Annotated in this window: 20 protein-coding genes; 1 reads left to right on the top strand and 19 read right to left on the bottom strand. The window is 63.2% G+C overall.

The window, feature by feature from the left end:
* Positions 1-7: 7 nt before the first annotated feature.
* Positions 8-484, bottom strand: coding sequence for a nitrate reductase associated protein (locus PQQ51_RS25905; protein WP_408499771.1), 477 nt, complete (start codon positions 482-484; stop codon positions 8-10).
* 157 nt (positions 485-641) lie between these two features.
* On the opposite strand from PQQ51_RS25905, the gene fdhD reads away from it, so the two are divergent.
* The gene (gene fdhD, locus PQQ51_RS25900) at positions 642-1,484 is read left to right on the top strand and encodes a formate dehydrogenase accessory sulfurtransferase FdhD (RefSeq protein WP_408499769.1); all 843 of its coding nucleotides are present in this window, start codon (positions 642-644) and stop codon (positions 1,482-1,484) included.
* A gap of 75 nt (positions 1,485-1,559) precedes the next feature.
* On the opposite strand, the gene PQQ51_RS25895 is transcribed toward fdhD, so the two are convergent.
* The 18 genes from PQQ51_RS25895 to PQQ51_RS25810 all read right to left on the bottom strand — a co-directional run bounded on the left by PQQ51_RS25895 (position 1,560) and on the right by PQQ51_RS25810 (position 23,954).
* On the bottom strand, positions 1,560-2,330 hold the full coding sequence (locus PQQ51_RS25895) for an enoyl-CoA hydratase (RefSeq protein ID WP_408499767.1): 771 nt from the start codon (positions 2,328-2,330) through the stop codon (positions 1,560-1,562).
* Positions 2,331-2,460: 130 nt separating this feature from the next.
* Positions 2,461-3,660 (bottom strand): acetyl-CoA C-acyltransferase, encoded by a 1,200-nt coding sequence (locus PQQ51_RS25890; RefSeq protein WP_408499765.1) that lies wholly within the window; start codon positions 3,658-3,660, stop codon positions 2,461-2,463.
* A 20-nt stretch (positions 3,661-3,680) separates the two neighbouring features.
* Positions 3,681-6,116 carry a 3-hydroxyacyl-CoA dehydrogenase/enoyl-CoA hydratase family protein gene (locus PQQ51_RS25885; protein WP_408499763.1) on the bottom strand — a complete coding sequence of 812 codons (2,436 nt, stop codon included), beginning with the start codon at positions 6,114-6,116 and terminating at the stop codon, positions 3,681-3,683.
* Positions 6,117-6,232: 116 nt separating this feature from the next.
* A complete protein-coding gene (locus tag PQQ51_RS25880; RefSeq protein WP_408499761.1) occupies positions 6,233-8,020 on the bottom strand; it encodes an acyl-CoA dehydrogenase C-terminal domain-containing protein in 1,788 nt (595 codons plus the stop codon).
* A gap of 100 nt (positions 8,021-8,120) precedes the next feature.
* Entirely contained in the window at positions 8,121-8,720 is a 600-nt protein-coding gene (locus tag PQQ51_RS25875) for a TetR/AcrR family transcriptional regulator (RefSeq protein WP_408499760.1), read from the bottom strand.
* Positions 8,721-8,947: 227 nt separating this feature from the next.
* Positions 8,948-10,207, bottom strand: a complete 1,260-nt coding sequence (clsB, locus tag PQQ51_RS25870) for a cardiolipin synthase ClsB (protein ID WP_408499759.1) — start codon at positions 10,205-10,207, stop codon at positions 8,948-8,950.
* Positions 10,204-10,710, bottom strand: a complete 507-nt coding sequence (nudB, locus tag PQQ51_RS25865; protein ID WP_408499758.1) for a dihydroneopterin triphosphate diphosphatase — start codon at positions 10,708-10,710, stop codon at positions 10,204-10,206. Before nudB ends, clsB begins: the two co-directional genes overlap by 4 nt.
* A 184-nt stretch (positions 10,711-10,894) precedes the next feature.
* Positions 10,895-12,694: an aspartate--tRNA ligase gene (gene aspS, locus PQQ51_RS25860; RefSeq protein WP_408499757.1), complete on the bottom strand. Its 1,800-nt coding sequence runs from the start codon at positions 12,692-12,694 to the stop codon at positions 10,895-10,897.
* Between the two features lie 75 nt (positions 12,695-12,769).
* Positions 12,770-13,423 carry a DUF502 domain-containing protein gene (locus tag PQQ51_RS25855; RefSeq protein WP_408499756.1) on the bottom strand — a complete coding sequence of 218 codons (654 nt, stop codon included), beginning with the start codon at positions 13,421-13,423 and terminating at the stop codon, positions 12,770-12,772.
* A 75-nt stretch (positions 13,424-13,498) separates the two neighbouring features.
* Positions 13,499-13,906: an FmdB family zinc ribbon protein gene (locus tag PQQ51_RS25850; protein ID WP_408499755.1), complete on the bottom strand. Its 408-nt coding sequence runs from the start codon at positions 13,904-13,906 to the stop codon at positions 13,499-13,501.
* Positions 13,907-14,084: 178 nt separating this feature from the next.
* A complete protein-coding gene (locus PQQ51_RS25845) occupies positions 14,085-14,720 on the bottom strand; it encodes a methyltransferase (protein WP_408499754.1) in 636 nt (211 codons plus the stop codon).
* A 19-nt stretch (positions 14,721-14,739) separates the two neighbouring features.
* Positions 14,740-16,317: a ubiquinone biosynthesis regulatory protein kinase UbiB gene (gene ubiB / locus PQQ51_RS25840; protein WP_408499753.1), complete on the bottom strand. Its 1,578-nt coding sequence runs from the start codon at positions 16,315-16,317 to the stop codon at positions 14,740-14,742.
* Positions 16,318-16,332: 15 nt separating this feature from the next.
* A complete protein-coding gene (locus tag PQQ51_RS25835; protein ID WP_408499752.1) occupies positions 16,333-16,977 on the bottom strand; it encodes a ubiquinone biosynthesis accessory factor UbiJ in 645 nt (214 codons plus the stop codon).
* A 153-nt stretch (positions 16,978-17,130) separates the two neighbouring features.
* Positions 17,131-18,123, bottom strand: a complete 993-nt coding sequence (locus PQQ51_RS25830; protein ID WP_408499750.1) for a Tim44 domain-containing protein — start codon at positions 18,121-18,123, stop codon at positions 17,131-17,133.
* Between the two features lie 38 nt (positions 18,124-18,161).
* On the bottom strand, positions 18,162-18,893 hold the full coding sequence (ubiE, locus tag PQQ51_RS25825) for a bifunctional demethylmenaquinone methyltransferase/2-methoxy-6-polyprenyl-1,4-benzoquinol methylase UbiE (protein ID WP_341313258.1): 732 nt from the start codon (positions 18,891-18,893) through the stop codon (positions 18,162-18,164).
* 67 nt (positions 18,894-18,960) lie between these two features.
* Positions 18,961-19,374, bottom strand: coding sequence for a gamma-butyrobetaine hydroxylase family protein (locus PQQ51_RS25820; protein WP_408499749.1), 414 nt, complete (start codon positions 19,372-19,374; stop codon positions 18,961-18,963).
* A gap of 7 nt (positions 19,375-19,381) precedes the next feature.
* Positions 19,382-19,810, bottom strand: a complete 429-nt coding sequence (locus tag PQQ51_RS25815) for an HIT family protein (protein WP_408499748.1) — start codon at positions 19,808-19,810, stop codon at positions 19,382-19,384.
* A 34-nt stretch (positions 19,811-19,844) separates the two neighbouring features.
* Entirely contained in the window at positions 19,845-23,954 is a 4,110-nt protein-coding gene (locus tag PQQ51_RS25810; protein WP_408499747.1) for a DUF3683 domain-containing protein, read from the bottom strand.
* Positions 23,955-24,463 lie beyond the last annotated feature (509 nt).

Below are 24,463 nucleotides of genomic sequence, written 5' to 3'. Positions count from 1 at the left end.
GTCGCACCTAGCCGGCCGCGCCAAATTCCTTCATTGCGGGGACGAAGTCGTGATTCGCCTCCGGTTTGCGCGACAGTTTGGCGAGCACGTAGCGCTTGAACGGCGCCAGTTCGGCCCACTGCGCGACACCCGGCACAGGCAGACTGGCGAGCCCGGCCTGCCGCGCGACGCCTTCCGGCACGCTATCCGTGCGGCGCCACGCGGGCGCTTCCTCAGGCGTGAACCACTCCGGCTCGACATTGGCATGGGTGCGCAGCATTTCGAACAACGCGTGATCGAAATTCGGCTCGATTTCCGCGTCTTCTTCAACCGGAAACCGCGCCAGCAGCTTGCGGTCTTCGAGCGGCAGCAACTGCCACTGCTCGAGCGAAATGCGCAGCCCGAAACGGTCGAGATTGAACCGCACCGACATCGGGATGAAAGTGAAATTCTCCGAAGACGCGACTTCGAAGTCGAACAGAAGCGGTGCTTCGTTGAGTCCCATGACAGTGTTCCTCGTGGATGATGGGCGACGCTCAGGCCCGGCTTGAGGTATTTTAGAACCTTATTTATGCGATAGCGGGCCGCCCTGCCGTCGTTCCGGGCGCAGAACACGGCCAGAAACGGTTCACGCGGGCGCGCCATCGTAAAGGAGTGAAGCATTGAACGAACTCGAAACAGCGGATCAGCCGGGCGCGGTGGAGCGCCGGGTGCACCGGCATCGCGGCGCGGCGGTCGAAACCGTCACCGATCACGTCGGCCAGGAATGGCCGGTCGCGCTCGTCTTCAACGGCATTTCGCACGCGGTGATGATGTGCACGCCGCGCGATCTGGAAGCGTTCGCGGTGGGTTTCGCGATTTCGGAAGGAATCGTCGAACGCGGCAGCGATATTCAGGACATCGAGGTCGAACTGCATGACGACGACGAATTGCCGCACGCCGAAGTGCAATTGCAGGTCGTGCAGCAGGCATTCGTCGGCTTGAAGGAAAAGCGCCGCGCGTTGGCCGGGCGCACCGGCTGCGGCGTGTGCGGGATCGAAAGCATCGATCTGCTCGATCTGAAACCGGAGCGCGTGCCGGACACCGGTTTTCTGCAACGGCTCGCGACGGACGCGATTGCGCGCGCCGCCCGCGAGTTGCCGGACCATCAGGCGTTGACGCGGCTCACCGGCGGTCTGCACGCGGCCGCATGGTGCGACGCGACAGGCGCGATCGGATATGCGTTCGAAGACGTCGGCCGCCACAACGCACTCGACAAACTGATCGGCCAGCTGGTGCTCGACCGCGTGGATACCAAAGAGGGTTTCGTGTTTCTGTCGAGCCGCGCGAGCTACGAGCTGGTGCGCAAGGCCGCGCGCGTCGACGTGCCGATGCTCGCGACGATCTCGGCGCCGTCGTCGCTGGCGATCGCGATTGCGCGCAAGGCCGGCGTGCGGCTCGTCAGTTTCTGCCGGGAAGCCGGTTACGTCGATTACGACACGTTGCAGCCCGCGCAACCTCTGTGAGGGCGTGCGAACCGCGAACCGAAGCGGGGCGGGGCGGAACTCCGGCTCCGGCCCCGGCCCCGGTTTCAATCTTCATCAATCGAATTGCCGGAAATCCGGCTTGCGCTTCTCGAAGAACGCCTTGAACGCCTCGCGCGCTTCGGGCGCGAGCAGCATCTTGCCGAAATGCAGCGCCTCTTCCGTCATCTGCGTGTGCAGTTCCTGGTGGCTCGCGCGCTTCATCAGGTTCTTAGTCACACGCAACGACGAAGCCGGCAACGCCGCCAGTTTCGCCGCCTGCGCCGCAGCGAATGCTTCCACTTCCGCCGCCGGCAGCACGCGATTCACAAAGCCCATGCGCTGTGCTTCCGCCGCGTCGAATGCTTCGCCGAGCAGCAGTTTTTCCGCCGCCGCCTGATAACCGGCCACGCGCTGCAACAGCAGGCTCGACGCCGCTTCCGGACACAGCCCCAGTTGCGCGAACGGCAGCGAGAAGCTCGCCGTGTCCGCCACATAAACCAGATCGCAATGCAGCAGCAGCGTCGTGCCGATGCCGACCGCCGGCCCCGCCACCGACGCCACCACCGGTTTTTCCGCCGAGCTGATTGCGCGCAGGAACTGGAACACCGGCGCGTTCTCGCCCATCGGCGGCGTCTTCATGAAGTCTTCGAGATCGTTGCCGGCGCTGAAAATGCCTGCGCTGCCGCGAATCAGAATCGCCCGGATCGCCGCGTCGCCGTGCGCTTCGACCAGCGCGTCGGCCATCGTCTGATACATCGCGGCCGTGATCGCGTTTTTCTTGTCGGGCCGGTTGAAGGCAATCGTCAGCACGCCGTCCGCGCGCTCGACCAGAATATCCATCGTCATCTCCTCGTACTCCTGCTGAATGTAAAAAACGGTTCGCGAGCCACGCGGCCGGCGAACCGTTTCCGCGGTTCCGGGGCGATCACCGCGTACATCACCGCGTGGATCACCGACAGAACCGTCGTGCACATGCTTACAGACGCTCGATGATGCCCGCCGCGCCCATGCCGGTGCCGACGCACATCGTCACCATCCCGTACTTAAAGTTACGGCGACGCAGGCCGTGCACTACCGTCGATGCACGAATCGCGCCCGTCGCGCCGAGCGGATGGCCGAGCGCGATCGCGCCGCCGAGCGGATTGATCTTCGACGGATCCAGGCCCAGGTCCTGAATCACCGCGAGCGATTGCGCGGCGAACGCTTCGTTCAGTTCGATCCAGTCGAGGTCGTCGATCTTCAGACCAGCGGCTTTCAGTGCGGCCGGAATCGCTTCCTTCGGACCGATGCCCATGATTTCCGGCGGCACGCCGCGCACGGCGAAGCTGACGAAACGCGCGAGCGGCGTCAGGTTGAATTCCTTCAGCATCTTCTCCGACACGACGATCAGCGCGCCCGCGCCGTCCGAGGTCTGCGAGCTGTTGCCGGCGGTCACCGAGCCCTTGTTGGCGAACACGGTGCGCAGCTTGGCCAGCCCTTCCAGCGACGTGTCGCCACGCGGACCTTCGTCGAGCGATACTTCACGCGTTTTCACCTTCACTTCGCCGGTGGCGAGATCGGGGAAGCGCTCGGTGATCGTGTACGCGGCGATTTCGTCGTTGAACTCGCCGGCTTGCTGCGCGGCGATCGCGCGACGGTGCGATTCGACCGAGAACGCGTCCTGTGCTTCGCGGCTGATCTTCCAGCGCTCGGCGACCTTCTCGGCGGTCAGGCCCATCCCGTATGCGATGCCGATGTCTTCATTGCGATCGAAGATATGCGGCGACATCGACGGCTTGTTGCCCATCATCGGCACCATGCTCATCGATTCGCAGCCGCCGGCGATCATCGCGTCCGATTCGCCGACGCGGATGCGATCCGCCGCCATCGCCAGCGCCGTCAAGCCCGACGCGCAGAAGCGGTTCACCGTCACGCCGCCGACCGTGTTCGGCAGGCCGGCGAGCAGCGCGCCCATCCGCGCGACGTTCAGGCCTTGTTCCGCTTCCGGAATCGCGCAGCCGATGATCGCGTCTTCGATCACCTTGGTGTCGAGGCCGGGCACTTGCGCCACGGCCGATCGGATCGCGTGCACCAGAAGTTCGTCCGGGCGCGTGTTCCTGAACATCCCGCGCGGTGCTTTGCCGATCGGCGTGCGGCTCGCGGCGACGATGTATGCGTCTTGCAGTTGCTTTGCCATTTGGATATATCCCTCGTCGCTTAGTTACGCACCGGCTTGCCGGTCTGCAGCATGCCCATGATCCGTTCCTGCGTCTTTTGCGTGCCGAGCAGATCGACGAACGCACGACGCTCGAGTTTCAGCAGCCATTCTTCGTCGACGAGACTGCCGGCTTCGACATCGCCACCGCACACCGCTTCAGCAATGCGGCTCGCGATCAGGAAATCGTGCTCGCTGATGAAACGGCCGTCGCGCATGTTGACGAGCGATGCCTTGATCGTCGCGATCGCCGAGCGCCCGGCCACCGGCACTTGCGTGACGCGCAGCGGCGGACGATAACCCGCCGCGGACAACGCGCGCGCTTCCTTCTTCGCGACATCGAGCAGTTCGAACACGTTGAACACGATCGTGTCCGACGGCTTCAGGTAACCCATTGCGCGGGCGTCGAGCGCGGAGGCCGAGACCTTCGCCATCGCCGCGTTTTCGAACGACTTCTGCACGAACTTCAGCAGGTCGTTGGTCGCGCCGACCTGCGTCGCCGCTTCCGCTGCGCGCAAAGCCGCTTCCTTCAGCCCACCGCCGGCCGGCACCAGACCCACGCCGACTTCGACCAGACCGATATAGCTTTCGATGTGCGCGACACGCTTCGCGCTATGCAGCGCCAGTTCGCAGCCGCCGCCGAGCGCGATGCCCGACACCGCCGAGATCACCGGCACGCTCGCGTACTTCACGCGCAGCATCCCTTGCTGGAACTTCTGCACGAACGGCTCGATGCCCTTCGCGCCGCCCATCATGAACGCCGGCATCGCTTCTTCGAGGTTCGCGCCCGCGGAGAACGGGCCGCCCGGCGTGCCGAGTTTCAGCGAAGTGGGCTGCCACACCACGAGGCCCTTGTAGTCCTTTTCGGCAAGTTCGATTGCTTGCGTCAGACCGTCGATCACCGACGGCCCGATCGTATTCATCTTGCTTTTGAACGACACGATCAGCACGTCGTTCTCGCCGGCACGGTCGTCGACCCACGCACGCACGGCGTCGGTTTCGAACAGCGTCTTGCCGTAGGTCTTCGGATCGGCCGACGTTTCGCCGACCAGCGGCGCGCGAAACACCTGCTTGTCGTACACGCCAAGGGACGAACGCGGCACGAAGGTCTTCGAAGCCGGCGACCACGAACCTTCGTTCGTATGCACACCGCCCTTCTCGGCAACCGCACCTTCGAGCACCCACGTCGGCAGCGGCACGTTCGACAGCGCTTTGCCCGCCGCGATATCTTCCTGCACCCACTCGGCGACCTGCTTCCAGCCGGCCGTTTGCCAGCCTTCGAACGGACCTTCGTTCCAGCCGAAGCCCCAACGGATCGCGAGATCGACGTCGCGCGCGTTATCGGCGATCGATTCCAGATGCACGCCGATGTAGTGATAAACATCGCGGAAAATCGACCACAGGAATTGCGCCTGCGGATGTTCCGATTCGCGCAGCAGCTTCAAACGCTCCGCCGGCGGACGCTTCAGAATGCGACCGACCAGTTCGTCCGCCTTCGCGCCGCCGTCGACGTACTCGCCCGTTTTCGGGTCGAGCACCTTGATCGCCTTGCCTTCTTTCTTATAGAAGCCGCCGCCGGTTTTCTGACCCAGCGCGCCTTTCTTCACCAGTTCGGCGAGCACGGGCGGCGTTTCGTAGACCGGGAAGAACGGGTCGTCCTTCAGCGTGTCCTGCATCGTCTTGATCACGTGCGCCATCGTGTCGAGACCGACCACGTCAGCCGTGCGGAACGTCGCCGACTTCGCGCGGCCCAGACGCGAGCCGGTCAGATCGTCCACTTCGTCGAAACGCAGACCGAACTTCGCCGCCTCGGTAATCACCGCGAGGATCGAGAAAATGCCGACGCGGTTCGCGATGAAGTTCGGCGTGTCTTTCGCGCGCACGACGCCCTTGCCGACCACGCTCGTCAGGAACGATTCGAGTTGATCGAGGATTTCCGGGCGCGTGGTCGCGGTCGGAATCAATTCGACCAGATGCATGTAGCGCGGCGGATTGAAGAAGTGCACGCCGCAGAAGCGCGCCTTCAGTTCATCCGCGAAACCGTTCGACAATTCGGTGATCGACAGACCCGACGTGTTGGTCGCGAAAATCGCATTGGGTGCAATGTGCGGCGCCACTTTCTTGTACAGGTCGTGCTTCCAGTCCATCCGTTCGGCGATCGCTTCGATCACGAGGTCGCATTCGGCGAGCTTCGCGATGTCGTCGTCGTAATTGGCGGGCTGGATGTATTGCGCGTCGTCCTTCACGCCGAACGGCGCGGGCGACAGCTTTTTCAGATTCTCGATCGCCTTCAGCGCGATCGCATTCTTCGGGCCTTCCCTGGCCGGCAGATCAAAAAGAAGCACAGGCACCTTGGCGTTGATCAGGTGCGCGGCGATCTGCGCGCCCATCACGCCGGCGCCGAGCACGGCTACCTTGCGAATGATCAGATTGCTCACGTCGTTCCTCCGGAGAGTTATGCGGTGTCGCGACTACGTGTCGTAGCTTCGCGATGTGTGGCCTGGCGGCGCGCCACGCGTCGATAACGCGTGGCGCTTGCCGTGAAGTGGGTGGGTTAGAACAGCGCTTCGTCGACTTCCATCAACGACTTCGAACCCGCGCGCGCCTGACGGATCGTCATGGCCGTTTCCGGCAGCAGCTTGGCGAAGTAGAAGCGTGCGGTGGCGAGCTTCGCCTTGTAGAACGGATCGCCCGATGCCTCGTTGTCCAGCGCGATACGCGCCATGCGCGCCCAGAAGTACGAGAACACCAGGTGGCCGACGGTGCGCAGATACGGCACGGCGGCGGCGCCGACTTCGTCCGGGTTCTGCATTGCCTTCATGCCGATTTCCATCGTCAGCTTCTGCACCTTTTCACCGATGTCGGCGAGCGGGTTGATGAACTCCTGCATCTCCGGCTTCACGCCTTCGGCTTCGACGAATTCCGCGACCAGCTTGCCGAATTTCTTCATCCTGGCGCCCATGTCGCCGAGAATCTTGCGGCCCAGCAGGTCGAGCGCCTGAATCGCGTTGGTGCCTTCGTAGATCATGTTGATGCGCGCGTCGCGCACGTATTGCTCCATGCCCCACTCGGCGATAAAGCCGTGGCCGCCGTAAATCTGCATCGCGTGGTTGGTGCTTTCGAACGCGTTGTCCGACAGGAACGCTTTCAGGATCGGCGTGAGCAGTGCGACCAGATCGGCGGCTTCCTTGCGTACCGATTCTTCAGCGTGCGACAGTTCCTTGTCGATATGCAGCGCGGACCAGTACGAGAACGCGCGCGCGCCTTCCGCATAGGCTTTTTGCGTGAGCAGCATGCGACGCACGTCCGGATGGACGATGATCGGATCGGCGGCTTTTTCCGGCGCCTTCGGGCCCGTCAGCGAGCGCATTTGCAGACGCTCTTTCGCATACGTGAGCGAGTTCTGATAACCGATTTCGGTTAGACCCAGGCTCTGCATGCCGACGCCCAGACGCGCGGCGTTCATCATCACGAACATCGCGTTCAGGCCTTTGTTCGGCTCGCCGACCAGCCAGCCCTTCGCGTTGTCGAGGTTGATCACGCAGGTTGCGTTGCCGTGAATGCCCATCTTGTGTTCGATGGACCCGCACTTCACGCCGTTGCGTTCGCCCGGCTCGCCCGCTTCGTTCGGCACGAACTTCGGCACGATGAACAGCGAAATGCCCTTGGTGCCCTTCGGCGCATCCGGTAGACGCGCGAGCACCAGGTGAACGATGTTCTCGGCGAGATCGTGTTCGCCGCTGGAGATGAAAATCTTCGTGCCGCTGATCGCGTACGAGCCGTCGCTATTCGGTTCGGCCTTGGTGCGCAGGATGCCGAGGTCGGTGCCGCAATGCGGTTCGGTCAGACACATCGTGCCGGTCCAGACGCCCGCCACCAGCTTCGGCAGATAACGCTGTTGCAGTTCCGGCGTACCGTGCGCATGCAGACACTCGTACGCGCCGTGCGACAGGCCGGGGTACATCGTCCACGCCTGGTTCGCCGAGTTCAGCATTTCATACAGCGCGTTGTTGACGAACGCGGGCAAGCCCTGGCCGCCGTATTCCGGATCGCAGCCGAGCGCCGGCCAGCCGGCTTCGACGTATTGCCTGTAGGCTTCCTTGAAGCCCTTCGGCGTGGTCACGACGCCGTCGCCGACGTACGTGCAACCTTCCTGGTCGCCGCTGTGATTGAGCGGGAACAGCACTTCGGAGCAGAACTTGCCGGCTTCTTCGAGCACGGCGTTGATCGTGTCCGCGTCCAGATCCGCGTGCTTCGGCATCTGCTTGATTTCGGCTTCGACGTTGAGCAGTTCGTGCAACACGAATTGCATGTCGCGCAGCGGCGCGGCGTACTGTCCCATGACTCTATCTCCCAAGTTTGACAAGGAGCCCGGCTGTTAGCTGAGTCCGTGGATCGGATCTTTCAGCGCCGCTGAAACCGGCTGAAGTTCGGCGGCTCTGCTAACGGCTTTCGCTCTGATACGAAACAATCAATTTTTCCAGCGCGGCCCACGTGAGACGCACCGCATCCGGCAAGTGCAGGAAGCGCGCGTCGTGATGCAGACCGAGCGTGAAGCTGTACAGTTCGAACAGCATCAGCTGCGGATCGGTATCGGCTCGCAGATGCCCTTCTTCCATCGCCTGCGAAATTGCGCGAGTGAGCGCCGCACGCCAGATCGTCACGCTCGACACCAGTTGCTCGCGCACCGGGTTGTCGCCGCGATCGTCGTACTCGACCGCACCGCTGATATAGATGCACCCAGTGGTGACTTCCTGAATGCGTTTCTCGATCCAGCGGGAGATCATCGCGCGCAAGCGCGGCAAGCCGCGGGGCTCGCGCAGGCTCGGGAAAAACACCTCGTCTTCGAAACGACGGTGGTATTCGCGCACGACCTCGACCTGCAAATCCTCGCGCGACCCGAAATGCGCGAACACTCCGCTTTTGCTCATCTGCATGCGCTCGGCCAGGAGCCCGATCGTCAGACCTTCCAGTCCGTCGCGGCTTGCCAGATCGAGTGCTGCATCGAGAATCGCGGCTCGCGTTTGTTCGCCTTTTCGCATAGCTTTTTACCGTTCTAATGTGACCGAAAGAAAATCGAACGGCCGTACTATTATTGAGTGCTGCCGTCCGCGAAACAAGGACTTTATTAGAAACCGGTTTCTAACCGAGTTCCAATTTTGGGGCATCCGTCAATCAGACGAAGGAGATTTTTTAGAGGCGTTTGCCTTCTTTTTTTCTCCGTCTTTTGACGCCGCGCGCTGGTGCTCATGAGAGAGCAACCGGTGGGCTAGTCATAACCGCCCACCGTCAGCAGTTTCATCACCATCCGGTAGGTGTTGTAGGCGAGCCAGTTCAGCGCCCGCTCGCCGGCCGGACGGGCGTCGTAGCGCGCCTCGTCGATCCGGCGCGAATCCTTGAAGGCCGCGAGGATCGCGTCGCGCAGCGCGTCGATTGCCGGGTCGTTGACCAGCACCACGTTGGCTTCGTTGTTGAGCATCAGGCTGAGCGCGTCGAGATTCGACGAGCCGACCGTGCCCCAGTTCGAGTCCACCACGGCCACCTTGCCGTGCAATAGGGTTTTCTCGTACTCGGCGATCTGCACGCCGGCCTTCAGCAGCGAGCGGTAAAGAAACGGCACCGCGTAGTCGAGCGCGGCAAACTCCTTGCGCCCGATGATCAGTTTCACGTCGACGCCACGGCGCGCCGCGAACACCAGCGCGCGGCGCAGCTTGCGGCCTGGCATGAAATACGGATTGGCGAGCAGCACTTCGTCGCGCGCCTGGCCGATCGCGGCGAGATACGCCTTTTCGATCGCGCGCCGGTTGATCAGGTTGTCGCGCGCGACGAACGCCACGCACGGCTGGCCGCCGGCCCACAGCGCCTCGTTGCGGTTGCGCCGACGGCGCCGCAACGTGCCGAGCGACGCCATCGTCTTCGGTCCGAGATCGGGCTCGAGGGATTCCAGCGGACGATGTCCAAGGCGAATCCGTCGCCATTGCAACTCGAACGCCTGGCGCACGTCGGCGACCACCGGACCGTGCAATTCGACCGCAAAATCCCAGCGCCGGAAAGGCAACGGATGGCCGTTGTTCTCGTAATCGTCGACGATATTGATGCCGCCGCACCAGGCGAACTGGTCGTCCACCACCGCGAGCTTGCGATGCGTGCGCGAGAACCCGAAGCGGCCGAACACATGTGGGTTGTAGATGCGGTGATCGATTCCGGCGAGCGGCCATTCCTTGAACAGGTCGAGGCGCGCGGTGCCGATGCCGTCGGTGATCACGCGCACCTTCACGCCGCGCTGTGCGGCGCGCAGCAGCGCGGCGCTAACCGTCTGGCCGGCCTGGTCATAGCAGAAGATATAAGTTTCGAGCACGACGTCGTGCTGCGCGGCATCGATCCGCTCGACCAGCGCGGCGAAGAATTCGTCGCCGGAGCGCAGCAGTTTGACGTCGTTGCCACTGGTGAAGCGGTAGCGTTGCCAATAGCGGCGGCCGAGCAGCGATTGCCGGAGTCGCGCGAAACGACGCGCGCCGCCGACGCTCACCGGGCACGCTCCCCGGCGTGCTCGTCCTTCTGTGCACGCCCGTGAAGCCGCTTCGGCAATTGCAGGATCGCATCCGCATTCGACGACGAAAAGCAGCGCTCGGCCGCCTCTTCATACGGCAGCCAGATGAACGCCGTATGTTCGCGCGGCGCGAGCAACACGTCGAGTTGCTCGGGCACCTCGAGGCTGAACCAGTGTTCGGTGTTGTGGATCACGCCTTCGGCATAGCGATGGCGAAACTCCGGGTAGATTTCATACTCGATCTCGTATTGCCAATCGAATAGCGCGCCGGACGGCACCAGCCGGCCGCCGACCCGGATGCCCGTCTCCTCGGCGACTTCGCGCGCCGCCGTTTCGGCGAGCGGCTCGTCGAGCTGGTCCTTGGAACCGGTGACGGATTGCCAGAAACCCGCATGATCGGCGCGCTCGATCAGCAGCACCTCGAGCGCGGGCGTATGAATGACGACGAGTACGGATTGTGGGATCTTCGGCGGTTTCGGCATGGCTTGAAAACTGGGCGCAACGCTTGCGCGCTACCTGTCGAGAATGGTCCGGATCGGCGCTCGAAACCGGGCTGCTTCGACTGTAACGCAAAAAACGAAAAAGGCGCATTGCGCGCCTTTTTCGTTCGACTGAAGCTGCCGGGGCTCAGGGAGCTTTGACCGGGCAGCTCATCACACCGGTACGTTATGCCTTCGCTTCCGGCGTCCGCAGACGGATGTGCAACTCGCGCAACTGGCGCTCGTCCACTTCGCTCGGCGCCTGCGTGAGCAGACACTGCGCGCGTTGCGTCTTCGGGAACGCGATCACGTCGCGGATCGAATCGGCGCAGGCCATCATCGTGACGATGCGGTCCAGGCCGAACGCGATACCGCCGTGCGGCGGCGCGCCGTATTGCAGCGCGTCGAGCAGGAAGCCGAACTTGGCCTGCGCTTCTTCCGCGTTGATCTTCAGCGCACGGAACACCTTGCTCTGCACTTCTTCACGGTGAATACGCACCGAACCGCCGCCGATTTCCCAGCCGTTCAGCACCATGTCGTAGGCCTTTGCGAGGCAGCGCGCCGGATCCGTTTCCAGATACTCGAGGTGCTCGTCCTTCGGGCTCGTGAACGGATGGTGCGCGGCCACGTAGCGGTTGTCTTCCTCGTCGTACTCGAACATCGGGAAGTCGATCACCCACAGCGGCTTCCAGCCGGTTTCGACCAGACCGTTGGCCTTGCCGAATTCCGAATGACCGATCTTCAGACGCAGTGCGCCGAGGCTGTCGTTCACCACCTTCGCGCGATCCGCCGCGAAGAAAATGATGTCGCCGTCTTGCGCGCCGGTGCGCTCGATGATCGCCTTGACCGCTTCATCGTGCAGGTTCTTGACGATCGGGCTTTGCAGACCGTCACGGCCCTTCGCGACTTCGTTGACCTTGATCCACGCGAGACCCTTCGCGCCGTAGATGCGCACGAATTCCGTGTAGCTGTCGATGTCGCCACGCGAAAGTTCGCCGCCCTTCGGCACGCGAATCGCCGCGACGCGGCCGTCTTTCGTGTTGGCCGGCGTGCTGAACACCTTGAAGTCGACGTCTTTGACGGCGTCCGTCAGGTCCGTGAATTCGAGCTTCACGCGCAGGTCGGGCTTGTCCGAACCGAAGCGGCGCATCGCTTCCGAATACAGCATGACCGGGAATTTTTCGTCCAGCGTGACGCCGATCGTTTCCTTGAACACGTGACGGATCATCGCTTCGAACAGATCGCGGATTTCCTGTTCCGACAGGAACGAGGTTTCACAGTCGATCTGCGTGAATTCCGGCTGACGGTCGGCGCGCAGGTCTTCGTCGCGGAAGCATTTGACGATCTGGTAGTAGCGATCGAAGTTCGCCACCATCAGCAATTGCTTGAACAGTTGCGGCGACTGCGGCAGCGCGAAGAACTGGCCGGCGTTGGTGCGCGACGGCACGAGGTAATCGCGCGCGCCTTCCGGCGTGCTCTTGGTGAGCATCGGCGTTTCGATGTCGATGAAGCCGAGCGAGTCCAGATACTTGCGCACTTCGATCGCGACGCGGTAGCGCAGACGCAGGTTGTGCTGCATCTGCGGACGGCGCAGGTCGAGCACGCGATGCGTGAGACGCGTGGTTTCCGACAGGTTGTCGTCGTCGAGTTGGAACGGCGGCGTGATCGACGCGTTCAGCACGACCAGCTCGTGGCACAGCACTTCGATCTTGCCGCTCTTCAGCGCGGCGTTCGTGGTGCCTTCCGGGCGGGCGCGAACCACACCCTTGATCTGCAGACAGAACTCGTTGCGCACACCTTCGGCGGCTTTGAACATCTCCGCGCGATCCGGGTCGCAGACGACCTGAACGAGGCCTTCGCGGTCGCGCAGGTCGATGAAGATGACGCCGCCGTGATCGCGGCGGCGGCTAACCCAGCCGCACAGCGAAACGGTTTGGCCCAGCCGTTCTTCGGTCACCAGACCGCAGTATTCAGTTCTCATCGACATGATGTTTGTCTTTCGTTTGCATTGGTTGAACGGCGCGCCGCAGTTTCGCACTGCGTGAAACCTTGCGCACCGGTATTACAGCGGAGGCTCGACTGTCGTGCGGCGCACCGGCGCCGGCGGCGCGGACGGCGCCACGACGCCCATCGAGACGATGTACTTGAGCGCAGCGTCGACCGTCATGTCGAGCTCGATCACTTCGCTCTTCGGCACCATCAGGAAGAAGCCGGACGTGGGGTTCGGCGTAGTCGGCACATACACGCTGACGTGATCTTCTTTCAGGTGATTGACCACGTCGCCGCCCGGAATGCCGGTCAGAAACGCGATCGTATAGGAGCCGCGGCGCGGGTATTCGATCAGCAGCGCCTTGCGAAACGCGTTGCCGCTGCTCGAGAGCAGCGTGTCGGACACCTGCTTGACGCTGGTGTAGATCGGGCCGACCACCGGAATGTGCGCGACCACGACTTCCCACCACTTCACGAGCTTTTGCCCGATGAAGTTCTGCGTCAACAGTCCGACAACGAAGATAAACGCCAGCGTCAACACCGCGCCGAGACCCGGCAGGCGGAAGCCGAACAGGCGCTCCGGCTGCCACGCGCGCGGCAACAGCAACAGCGTCTGATCCATCGTGCCGATGATCAGACCGAGCACCCACAGCGTGATGGCCAGAGGCACCAGCACCAGCAGGCCAGTCAGGAACACCGATTTGAGCGTCGTTTTTTTCGTCGTCATGTGTACCGCCAGAAAGCCGCGCTAGCCGGAATGCGCTGCGCGGCGTGTGCGCCGCCCGCGAGGGCGGCAGTCCCACTAGGCGCTGCCGGAACCGCTCGAACTCGCCGGAGCGGCCGGTGCGGCAGCAGGTGCGGCCGGCGTGGCGGCGGCCGATGAGTTGGTCCCACCATTGGCTGAGCCGTTGGCCGAAGCCTTGTCGGAATTCGCGGCGCCGTTATTCGCGGCGGCCGCGTTTTCGCCCGAATTGCCATTCGACGCGCCATTCGCGTCGGGCTTGGCCGGCGCGCTCGCGCCGCCGTTGCCGCCGCGGAAATCGGTGACGTACCAGCCGGAGCCCTTCAACTGGAAGCCGGCTGCGGTCACCTGCTTGCGAAAGCTGTCTTTTCCGCACTCGGGGCACTGCGTCAACTGCGGGTCGCTCATCTTCTGAAGCACGTCCTTCCCGAAGCCGCATGATTCGCAACGATAAGCGTAGATCGGCATGATCTTTTCCCTACTGAAATCTTGTAAACGCTTGCAAAGCCTTGAATTATAGCCGCAAACAACACCCCTCCCCCGGTTTTCGGGAGCGGACGCCGACGCAGCCGCCGTCCGCGTAAATGGGGGCGACACCTGATGAATCAAGTACGACTCGCGCGACACGGCGCGCGAACCGTCGCGTTCACGCGTGGCGCCGCCATGTGAGCCAGCGCTCACGTCCGGCGAACACGGGGAGCGAATCGCCGACCGCTTCGTCTTCGATCAGATCGAAGTACGGCGTGAGCAACGCGTCGAGTTCCGCGCGCTCGATGCCGAACGGCGGCCCTTTCGGCGTCGCGCCGATAAAAAAGAAGCCGGCCAGCAACGCGCCTGGCGACAGGAGTTCGGCCATCCGACGCGCGTAGTCTTCGCGGCGCGCGAGCGGCAACGCGCAAAGGAACGCGCGCTCATAAATCCACGCCGGTTCGAACGGCGGCTCATACGCGAAAAAATCGGCCTGTTCGACCAGCGTCGCGTGCTGCGCGCCCAGTTGCTCGCGCGCGGCCGCCACCGCTGCCGGCGAAAAATCGATCGCGCGGACCGGATTGCCTTGGGCTACCAGCCAGAGCGCCTCGTACGCGCTGCCGCAACCCGGAATCAACACCGCCGCGCCGCTGTGGCGGCCGGCGAACGCCGTAAATGCAGCCGGCACGCCCGCCTGATCCCACGGCATGAAACGGCGCTCGAAGCGCTCGTCCCAGAAGGTCGGCGAGTTGGGATCGCGGGTCGAAAAGTCTGGCGCCGGCGATGGGTTCGAGTTGTTCGTCGAGTTGTTCATATTGCCGCCTTCGTTGAGATCAACCGCCGTAAGCCAACGCCAGGAACGCCCGCGCCAGCACCGCGCCGACACCCACCGCCACGCCGAACAGCAGCAATCCTTGCAACAACCGGTTGGTGCGCTTCTGCTCGAGCAAAATCTGGCGGATCATGTCGTCGTTGGCGCCGCGGGTGGTGTCGTGGCGCTCCGCCAGCACGTGATGAATCAGGCGCGGTAACTGCGGCAGCGTCTTGCTCCATTGCGGCGCCTCGATCTTCAGCCGCTCATACCAGCCGCGCAGACCGATCTGCTCGTTCATCCAACGCTCCAGGTACGGCTTGGCGGTTTTCCACAAGTCCAGTTCAGGATCGAGCGAGCGGCCGAGCCCTTCCACGTTGAGCATGGTTTTTTGCAACAACACCAGTTGCGGCTGAATCTCGACGTTGAAACGGCGCGACGTCGAAAAGAGCCGCATCAGCACCTGGCCAAGTGAAATATCCTTCAGCGCGCGATCGAAGTACGGCTCGCACACCGCGCGGATCGCGCTCTCCAGTTCCTCGACACGCGTGGTGGGCGGCACCCAGCCCGACTCCAGATGCAGCGTGGCGACGCGATGGTAGTCGCGCTTGAAGAACGCGAGGAAGTTCTGCGCGAGGTAGTTTTTGTCGAAGTCCGACAGCGCACCGATGATCCCGAAATCCAGCGCGATGTAACGTCCGAAATGCGCCGGGTCGAGGCTCACCTGAATGTTGCCCGGGTGCATGTCGGCGTGGAAAAAGCCGTCACGGAACACCTGCGTGAAGAAAATCTCGACGCCTTCGCGCGCCAGCTTCGGAATGTCGACGCCGGCAGCACGCAGCGTCTCCACCTGGCTGATCGGCACGCCGACCATGCGCTCCATCACCAGGACCGTAGGCGTGCAGAACTCCCAATACATTTCCGGCACAAGCAGCAGATCGAGCCCCGCGAAGTTGCGGCGCAACTGGCTGCCGTTCGCGGCCTCGCGCATCAGATCGAGTTCGTCATGCAGATATTTGTCGAACTCGGCAACCACCTCGCGCGGCTTCAGCCGCTTGCCGTCGGCCCACAACCGCTCGGCCCACACGGCGATGTCGCGCAACAACGCGAGATCGGAGTCGATCACCGGCAGCATGTTCGGTCGCAATACCTTCACCGCGACCGCCTTGCCCGCGTGCTGCCCAGCCTTCACCTTCGCGAAGTGAACCTGCGCGATCGACGCGCTCGCGACCGGCACGCGTTCGAAGTCGTCGAACAGCACGTCGACCGGTGCGCCGAGCGATTTTTCGACGAGCCCGATCGCCACCGCCGAATCGAACGGCGGCACCTGATCCTGGAGCTTCGCGAGCTCGTTGGCGATATCGACAGGCAACAGGTCGCGCCGCGTGGACAGCACCTGGCCGAACTTCACGAAGATCGGCCCGAGGCTCTCCAGCGCGAGCCGCAAACGCACGCCCGGCGGCGCATCGAACTTGCGGCCGATCGTGGTGATACGCAGCAGCAGACGCACGCGCCGGTCGTTGACGCGGCTCAGCATCATCTCATCGAGACCGAAGCGGATGACCGTGAAGAAAATCTTGAGGAAACGCAGAAAACGCATAGTTGTGCCCGGTGACTAGCGCGTGCCGCGCGACGTGGCGGCGCCGGCCGGCGCATCGGCGCCGCGGGCTTCGACCTTCTGTTCAAGCCGTTCGATGCGCTTTTCCACTCGCGCAAGCGCATCCCGCGCGCGGGCCAGCTCGACGTTGAAGTCGTCGAGCGCGACGCGGCGCACCAACTGCGGGTTCTCATCGAGCAGATATTCGGCGGCCGTGTCGAGCAGATTGCGCCCGGCACGCTGCACATGCCCGCCGACCGAGCGCACGACCGACGCCACTCGCCAGGCCGGCCCGTCGCCGATCAGCTTCGCCAGATCCTCTTCCGGCTCCCAGCGCAGATGCTCGGCGAGTTTCGCGATCACGGTTGCGAACTCGGCGTCGCCCTCGATCTTCACGTGTTTCATGACCGCGGCCTGGCCGCCTTGCACGAAGGCCGGCAACGCGTCGGACGGCACTGAGATCGTCACGTCGAATTGCTGCGCGTCGGTTTCGCCGACCGCGCTCAGATAGCCGTCGGGTTGCACGAGCAGCGTGAGCACGACCGGCGGAGACGACAGCCTGGCGGTTTTGCCCGCATACGGGGCGAGACGCTCACGAGCCCACGATTCCCGGGCGAGCAAATGATTGACGGCAGCAGCGAAGGGCTTGGCGGCGAGGGTCATTGAGAGTGGCAAGAAAAAACCCGCGCAGGCGAGGTGCCCGCGCGGGTTTCTATTGTAACGTCCGTTCGCTTCGCGGCCTGCTATGCCGAACGGCCAATCCTGTGCGCAGAGTCGACGCGTAACGCGCTGCCCCGGCTCCGCGTTGCTAGCGCATCAGTGCTGCGCTACCTGCTGAATGCCTGCCAGCAGCCAGCCTTCGCCGGCGCGATTCGACTTCGACAGATTCCACACTTCGACGAACGGCTCGGCTGCTGCGCCCGCCGATTCGCGGATCAGGCCGGAGAAGCGCACGCTCGCAAAATATTCGTTCACGCGTTCTTCGACGCCGAGCAGCTCGGCGTTCAGTTGCACGACATCGGTCTGATTCGAATCGGCCCCGCGCGACGACAGGTCCACCCGAACCTCAGCGAACATCTCCGGCGTGGTGAATTCGCGGATGTCTTCGGTATTGCCGACGTCCCACGCCGCTTGCAGGCGCACGAAGTACACCTTGGCGTTGCGCAGGAACGCGTCCGAATCGAACCCGGCCGGCACGGCGACCGGCGTGTTGATGGACGGCGTGTTCAGCGGATTGCCTTGCGGTTCGAGATACGAGCCGGTGGGCGGAGCGCTGTAACGCGGTTCCTGCGTGTAGCCGGTGCCGCCCGTATTCAGCGACGGCGAACCGCCCGCGTACGCCGGTTGCGCAGTGTCGCGCTTGCGGCCCATGAAGCGGCGGATCAGCCAGATGCCGATCATCGCGAGCACGGCAATCACGATGATATTGGCCATTGCGCCGGCAAACGCGCCGCCCAGACCGAAGTGCGACAACAGCGCGGCAATCCCGAGGCCTGCCGCCAGACCGGCGATCGGCCCGAGCCAGCGCGAGCGGTTCGGCTGCGCGGCCGGCGTGGGCGCGGGTGCCGGCGACGGCTGCGCGCGCTGTTGCATCGCCTGATTGCCTTGCGACGGTTGCGACGGTGCGGATTGCTGCTGAACGGTATTCGACTGACGGCCGAGGCTGCGGCCACCGCCCATGCGGCGAGCCTCCGCATCGAGCGAGGCGAGAGAACCGGCCACGATCAGACCGACCACTGCGATCAGTCCGATTCTTCTCACCAACGACCGACCAACCTTACGGAGAGATAACACGTTCGAATCGGACATATTCGTAATTTCCTTTAAAAATCGATGGGTTAGGAACCCTAGTATTTGGTCCCCACATGTAAAGCTACCACGCCAGCTGACAAATTGTAATATTTGACGCCGTCGAGACCCGCTTGTTCCATCATTGTTTTTAAAGTTTCCTGGTCCGGATGCATCCGGATCGACTCCGCCAGATAACGATAGCTCTCGGCGTCTTTCGCAAAACGGTCGCCGAGCCACGGCAGCACCTTGAACGAATAGACGTCGTAGACCTTCTTGAGCGGGTCCCACACCTTCGAGAACTCCAGCACCAGAAGCCGCCCGGCCGGCTTCAGCACGCGGCGCATTTCCGCCAGCGCGACATCCTTATGGGTCATGTTGCGCAAGCCGAATGCCACGGTCACCACGTCGAAGTAATTGTCCGGAAACGGGATTTTCTCCGCGTCGCAGAGCAGCGCCGGGGTGATCACGCCCTTGTCCAGCAAGCGGTCGCGGCCCACGCGCAGCATCGATTCGTTGATGTCGGTATGCCAGACCTCGCCGGTTTCGCCCGCCTGCTTCGCGAACGCCTTCGACAGATCGCCCGTGCCGCCCGCGATATCGAGCACCTTGAAGCCCGGCCGCACATTGGCCTGGGCGATCGTGAACATCTTCCACGCCCGGTGCAAGCCGCCCGACATCAGGTCGTTCATCAAGTCGTAGTTCGCGGCGACCGAGTGGAACACGCCCGCCACCTTCTGCGCTTTTTCCTGTTCGTCGACCGATTGAAAGCCGAAGTGGGTTTTGCTCATCGCGCTGGTCCTTTCGCGTATTCTGAAAATGTTGCGCCGCGCAAGCGGCGATCCGGGGCGAATCGTATCAGTGACAGTGCCCGTGCGCAGCAGCGGCCGGGGCCATCGGCGCATCGCGGTCGACGCCGGCCGCTTCCAGTTTGGCGAGATACGCGCGCCAGAGTTCATCCTGCCGAAGCGCAAAGTCGTGCAGCAGGTCCCACGAATAGATGCCGGTGGCGTGTCCGTCGGAGAAAGTCGGTTGCAATGCGTAATTGCCGACACCTTCGATCATCGTGATCGTCACGTCGCGCTTGCCGGTTTGCAGCGTTTCCTGGCCGGGGCCATGCCCCTGCACTTCCGCCGACGGTGAATACACGCGCAGCAATTCGAACGGCAGCCGATACGATTCGCCGTTTGCGTACTGCAACTCGAGCACGCGCGATTTGGAATGCACGACCACGCCGGTGGGCACCGGCGTATCGGGAGTCAGTCCACTCATGATGGCCTCAGGCTAAAGCTTGTTCGATTTCTTGCCGCACCGCTTCGCGCAACAAGGTAGCTTGCGCGCGGCGCGACGACAGCATCGCCTCGGACACCGTGCGCTGGCGCGGCGCCCAGATGGGCAACGGGAAATGGGCGTCGTTCGAATAACGCGGAATCACGTGCCAATGGACGTGCGGCACCTGGTTGCCGAGGCTCGCGAGGTTCACCTTGACCGGCTGCATGATGCGCCGCATCGCGCGTTCGACCGCGTACACGGCTTTCATCACCCGATCGCGGTCGCTTCCGGCCAGATCGGAGAACTCGGCGACGTGCGTGTTCCAGATCACCCGGCAGAAGCCCGGATAATCGTGTTCGTCGGCGAGGACGACCCGCAAGGTATCGTCCTGCCACAGCACATCGCCGCCTTCTTCACGGCAAAAAACGCATTCCATCGTCGTCCTCAGGCAAAAATCGTCAGTCGTGCCATTAAACCAGCACGCGCTCGATTCCGCCATTGTTCGCCCGCTGGACGTAATCCGCCATCCAGTCTTCGCCTAGCACGTGACGCGCCATTTCGACGACGATGTAGTCCGCCTCGGTGCCCGCATCTTCGTTATAGCGCGACAGGCCTTGCAGGCAGGACGGGCAGCTCGTCAGGATCTTCACGTCGGTGGCGCCCTTCGGCTGCGGACCGTTGCCGGCCTTCAGCACCGAGCCGTCCGGCGCACCCGCCGCACCGGCCGATGCGTTGGCCCCGTTGATCGCGTTCGCGCCGGCTTCGGCCACGAGCGGCACGCCGCCCGGCGGAATGCCGCGCAGCTTCGCCGCGCCCTTGCGCATTTCCTCTTCCTTGCGGAAGCGGACCTGGGTCGAAATGTCAGGGCGCGTGACCGCGAGCGTGCCCGATTCGCCGCAGCAGCGATCGTTCTTCTCGATCTTGTAGCCGTCTTTCTCCGAACCCATCAGCGAATTGACGAGCTTGACCGGGTCCATCGTCTTGATCGGGGAGTGGCACGGGTCGTGATACATGTAGCGCACGCCGTTCACGCCTTCGAGCTTGATGCCCTTCTCGAGCAGAAACTCGTGGATGTCGATGATCCGGCAGCCCGGGAAGATCTTCTCGAATTCGTAGCCGGCGAGCTGGTCGTAACACGTGCCGCACGACACCACCACCGTCTTGATGTCGAGGTAGTTCAGCGTATTGGCGACGCGGTGGAACAGCACGCGGTTATCGGTGACGATCTGCTCGGCCTTGTCGAACTGGCCCGAGCCGCGCTGAGGATAACCGCAGCACAGATAGCCCGGCGGCAGCACGGTTTGCACGCCGGCTTCCCACAGCATCGCCTGTGTTGCGAGGCCGACTTGCGAGAACAGCCGCTCGGAGCCGCAGCCAGGGAAGTAGAACACCGCTTCCGTGTCGGCCGTCGTTGTTTTCGGATTGCGGATGATCGGGACGATCTTGTTGTCCTCGATATCCAGCAACGCGCGCGCGGTTTTCTTCGGCAGATTGCCGGGCATCTTCTTGTTCATGAAGTGGATCACCTGCTGCGTGACCTTCGGCTTGCCGACGGTTGCCGGCGGGTGCGCCGTCTGCTTCTTCGCGAACTTCTTCAGTACGTCGTTGCCGAGGCGCTGGGCTTTATAGCCGATGCCCATCATCGCGGTGCGCGCGACGTTAATGGTTTGCGGATTCGTGGCGTTCAGGAAGAACATGCCGGCCGCGTTGCCCGGATTGAACTTCTTCTTGCCCATCTTGCGCAGCAGGTTGCGCATGTTCATCGTCACGTCGCCGAAGTCGATCTTCACCGGGCACGGCGTCACGCATTTGTGGCAAACGGTGCAGTGATCGGCGACGTCGTTGAACTCGTCCCAATGCTTGATCGACACGCCGCGGCGCGTCTGCTCTTCGTACAGGAACGCCTCGACCAGCAGCGACGTGGCGAGAATCTTGTTGCGCGGGCTGTACAACAGATTGGCGCGCGGCACGTGGGTCGCGCACACCGGCTTGCACTTGCCGCAACGCAAACAATCCTTGATCGACTCGGAAATCGCGCCGATGTCGGACTGCTGCATGATCAGCGATTCGTAGCCCATCAGGCCGAAGCTCGGCGTATAGGCGTTGCGCAGGTCGGCGCCTTCGAGCAGCTTGCCCGCGTTGAAGCGGCCATGCGGATCGACGCGCTGCTTGTATTTGCGGAATTCGCCGATCTCGTCGTCGGTCAGGAATTCGAGCTTGGTGATGCCGATGCCGTGCTCGCCGGAAATCACGCCGTCGAGCGAACGCGCCAGCTTCATGATGCGCGCGACCGCCGTATGGGCATCCTGCAGCATCTCGTAGTTATCCGAGTTGACCGGCAGGTTCGTGTGCACATTGCCGTCGCCGGCGTGCATGTGCAGCGCGACGAACACGCGGCCGCGCAGCACTTTTTTGTGGATCGCCTGGGCTTCGTCGAGGATCGGCTTGAACTCGCCGCCGTTGAAGATCTGGCGCAACTCGGCGCGAATCTCCTGCTTCCACGACACGCGGATCGTCCGGTCCTGTGTGATGTGGAACACGGTGGCGTCGGGCTGCTCGTCCACACGGTCGGCGAATTTTTCCGCGAGACCTTCGTAGCCGAGGCCGACCAGATAATGCTGCGCCTCACGCAACGACAGATCGAGCTTGTCGCGCAGGAATTCCCAGCGCGTGCGCACCCGTTTCAGCAGATCGAGCGCCTGTTGCACGCGATCTTCGAGCAGTTCCGCGCTCGGGATTTCGTTCGCGTCGTCGCTCTTGCCGAGCGGCAGCTTGCCGCCCTTGAAGAACGCTTCGAGCGCGTCGACCAGTTGCAGCTTGTTCTTGATCGACAACTCGATGTTGATCCGCTCGATGCCGTCGGTGTACTCGCCCATGCGGTCGAGCGGAATCACGACGTCTTCGTTGATCTTGAACGCGTTGGTGTGCTTCGCGATCGCGGCGGTGCGGCTGCGGTCGAGCCAGAAGCGCTTGCGCGCTTCCGCATTGACCGCGACGAAGCCTTCGCCGCTCTTGCCGTTGGCCATACGCACGACTTCCGACGTGGCTTGCGCCACCGCATCCGCATCGTCGCCGACGATGTCGCCGATCAGCACCATCTTCGGAAACGCGTTGCGCTTGCTCTTGGTCGCATAGCCGACCGCGCGCAGATAGCGTTCGTCCAGATGCTCGAGGCCGGCGAGAATCGCGCCGCCCTGCTTCGACGTTTCGAACAGGTAGTCCTTGATCTCGACGATGCTCGGAATCGCTTCGCGCGCCTGGCCGAAGAATTCGAGGCACACCGTGCGCGTATGCGCGGGCATCTTGTGCAACACCCAGCGCGCCGACGTGATCAGCCCGTCGCAGCCTTCCTTCTGCACGCCCGGCAGGCCGGCGAGGAATTTGTCGGTGACGTCCTTGCCAAGGCCTTCCTTGCGGAACACGCGGCCCTTGATGTCGAGCGCTTCCGTGCGCAGCAGCTTCTCGCCCGGCGCGTAGTTGCCGTCGAACCACTTGAGCTCGAAACGCGCGACTTCGATGTCGTGAATCTTGCCCAAGTTGTGGTCGAGGCGCGTGATTTCGAGCCAGTTCCCTTCTGGGTCGACCATGCGCCACCACGCGAGGTTGTCGAGCGCCGTGCCCCACAACACCGCCTTCTTGCCGCCCGCGTTCATCGCAACATTGCCGCCGACGCAGGACGCATCCAGCGAGGTCGGATCGACGGCGAACACGAAGCCGGCCTGTTCGGCCGCTTCAGTGACGCGCCGGGTGACGACGCCCGCGCCGGAGAAAATCGTCGCGACCTTGCGCTCGACGCCCGGCAATTCGGTCATCTCGACCGCGCCGAGCTGTTCGAGCTTTTCCGTGTTGATGACGGCCGAGAACGGTGTGAGCGGCACTGCGCCGCCCGTGTAGCCGGTGCCGCCGCCACGCGGAATCACGGTCAGACCGAGTTCGAAACACGCCTTGATCATGCCGGCGATCTCGGCTTCGGTATCCGGCGTCAACACGACGAACGGGTATTCGACGCGCCAGTCGGTCGCGTCGGTCACGTGCGATACGCGGGACAAACCGTCGAACTTGATGTTGTCCTTTTCCGTGACGCGGCCGAGCACTTTGGTCGCGCGGCGGCGCAGATCGTAGGTTTTCTGGAATTCGCTTTCGAAGTCGTCCACCGCGCGGCGGGCGGCCGCCACCAGCGTTTCGACGCGCGCCGCGCGGCCCACGCCGGCTTCGTCGCCGTGTTCGACCAGATCGGCGCGACGGCGCTTTTCAATCTCGCTCAAACGGTGATGCAGCGCTTCGATCAGGAGCGCGCGGCGTTTCGGGTTGTCGAGCAGGTCGTCCTGCAGATACGGATTGCGGCGGACGACCCAGATGTCGCCGAGCACTTCGTACAGCATCCTCGCCGAACGGCCGGTGCGGCGTTCCGCGCGCAATTCGGCAAGCGCCGCCCAGGCTTCGTCGCCGAGCAGACGGATAACGATTTCGCGGTCGGAAAACGACGTGTAGTTATAGGGAATTTCGCGCAGACGCGCTTCGGGATCGGCGGCGACCGCGGCGGCGGCCCCGTGAGGATCGAATACTTGAGGTGCGTTCATGTTTGGACGACTCGGTGGGTCAACCGGGCGCGCTCATCGGTGAGGCGTCGGCGACGGTGCGCGGGGGGCGCAATGCTGGAAACCTTCTTGGGAGCGAAGCATGATCGACGGCCGGACTCACGTCAGTCGCTTCGCGGCGCTCAGAGACAGCTACACGATCGTGCGTGACGGACGAGACGCTCCGCCGCGGGGCAACACTCACGCGGGGCGGGCATCAAATGGGCAATCCGGGGCTGCCAGTGCATCTTCCGGTCCTTATTCCAAACCGGAATTCTACCGCATGATCCCGACGCGCGTTCGTAGGGGTATTGCGTTCTCCAGCGGGGCTTTGAGCGTTTTCGCGAGCCAATGCGATGGGCGACGCAGGCGGAAAGTGGGTCGACCGGACGGTCGGGCGGGACTTTTCGACGTGTCGCGGAAGTACGCCGAAGGTCTGGGTGCGCACCGTTGGCGCTATCATTGACCCTTTCCCGTCTTACAAAGCGCACCGCGCCACCCGCATGGCTTCC

This window comes from Paraburkholderia xenovorans (genome assembly GCF_046030735.1).
Classification (GTDB): Bacteria; Pseudomonadota; Gammaproteobacteria; order Burkholderiales; family Burkholderiaceae; genus Paraburkholderia; species Paraburkholderia xenovorans_A.
This window is presented reverse-complemented; position numbering and strand designations above follow the sequence as displayed.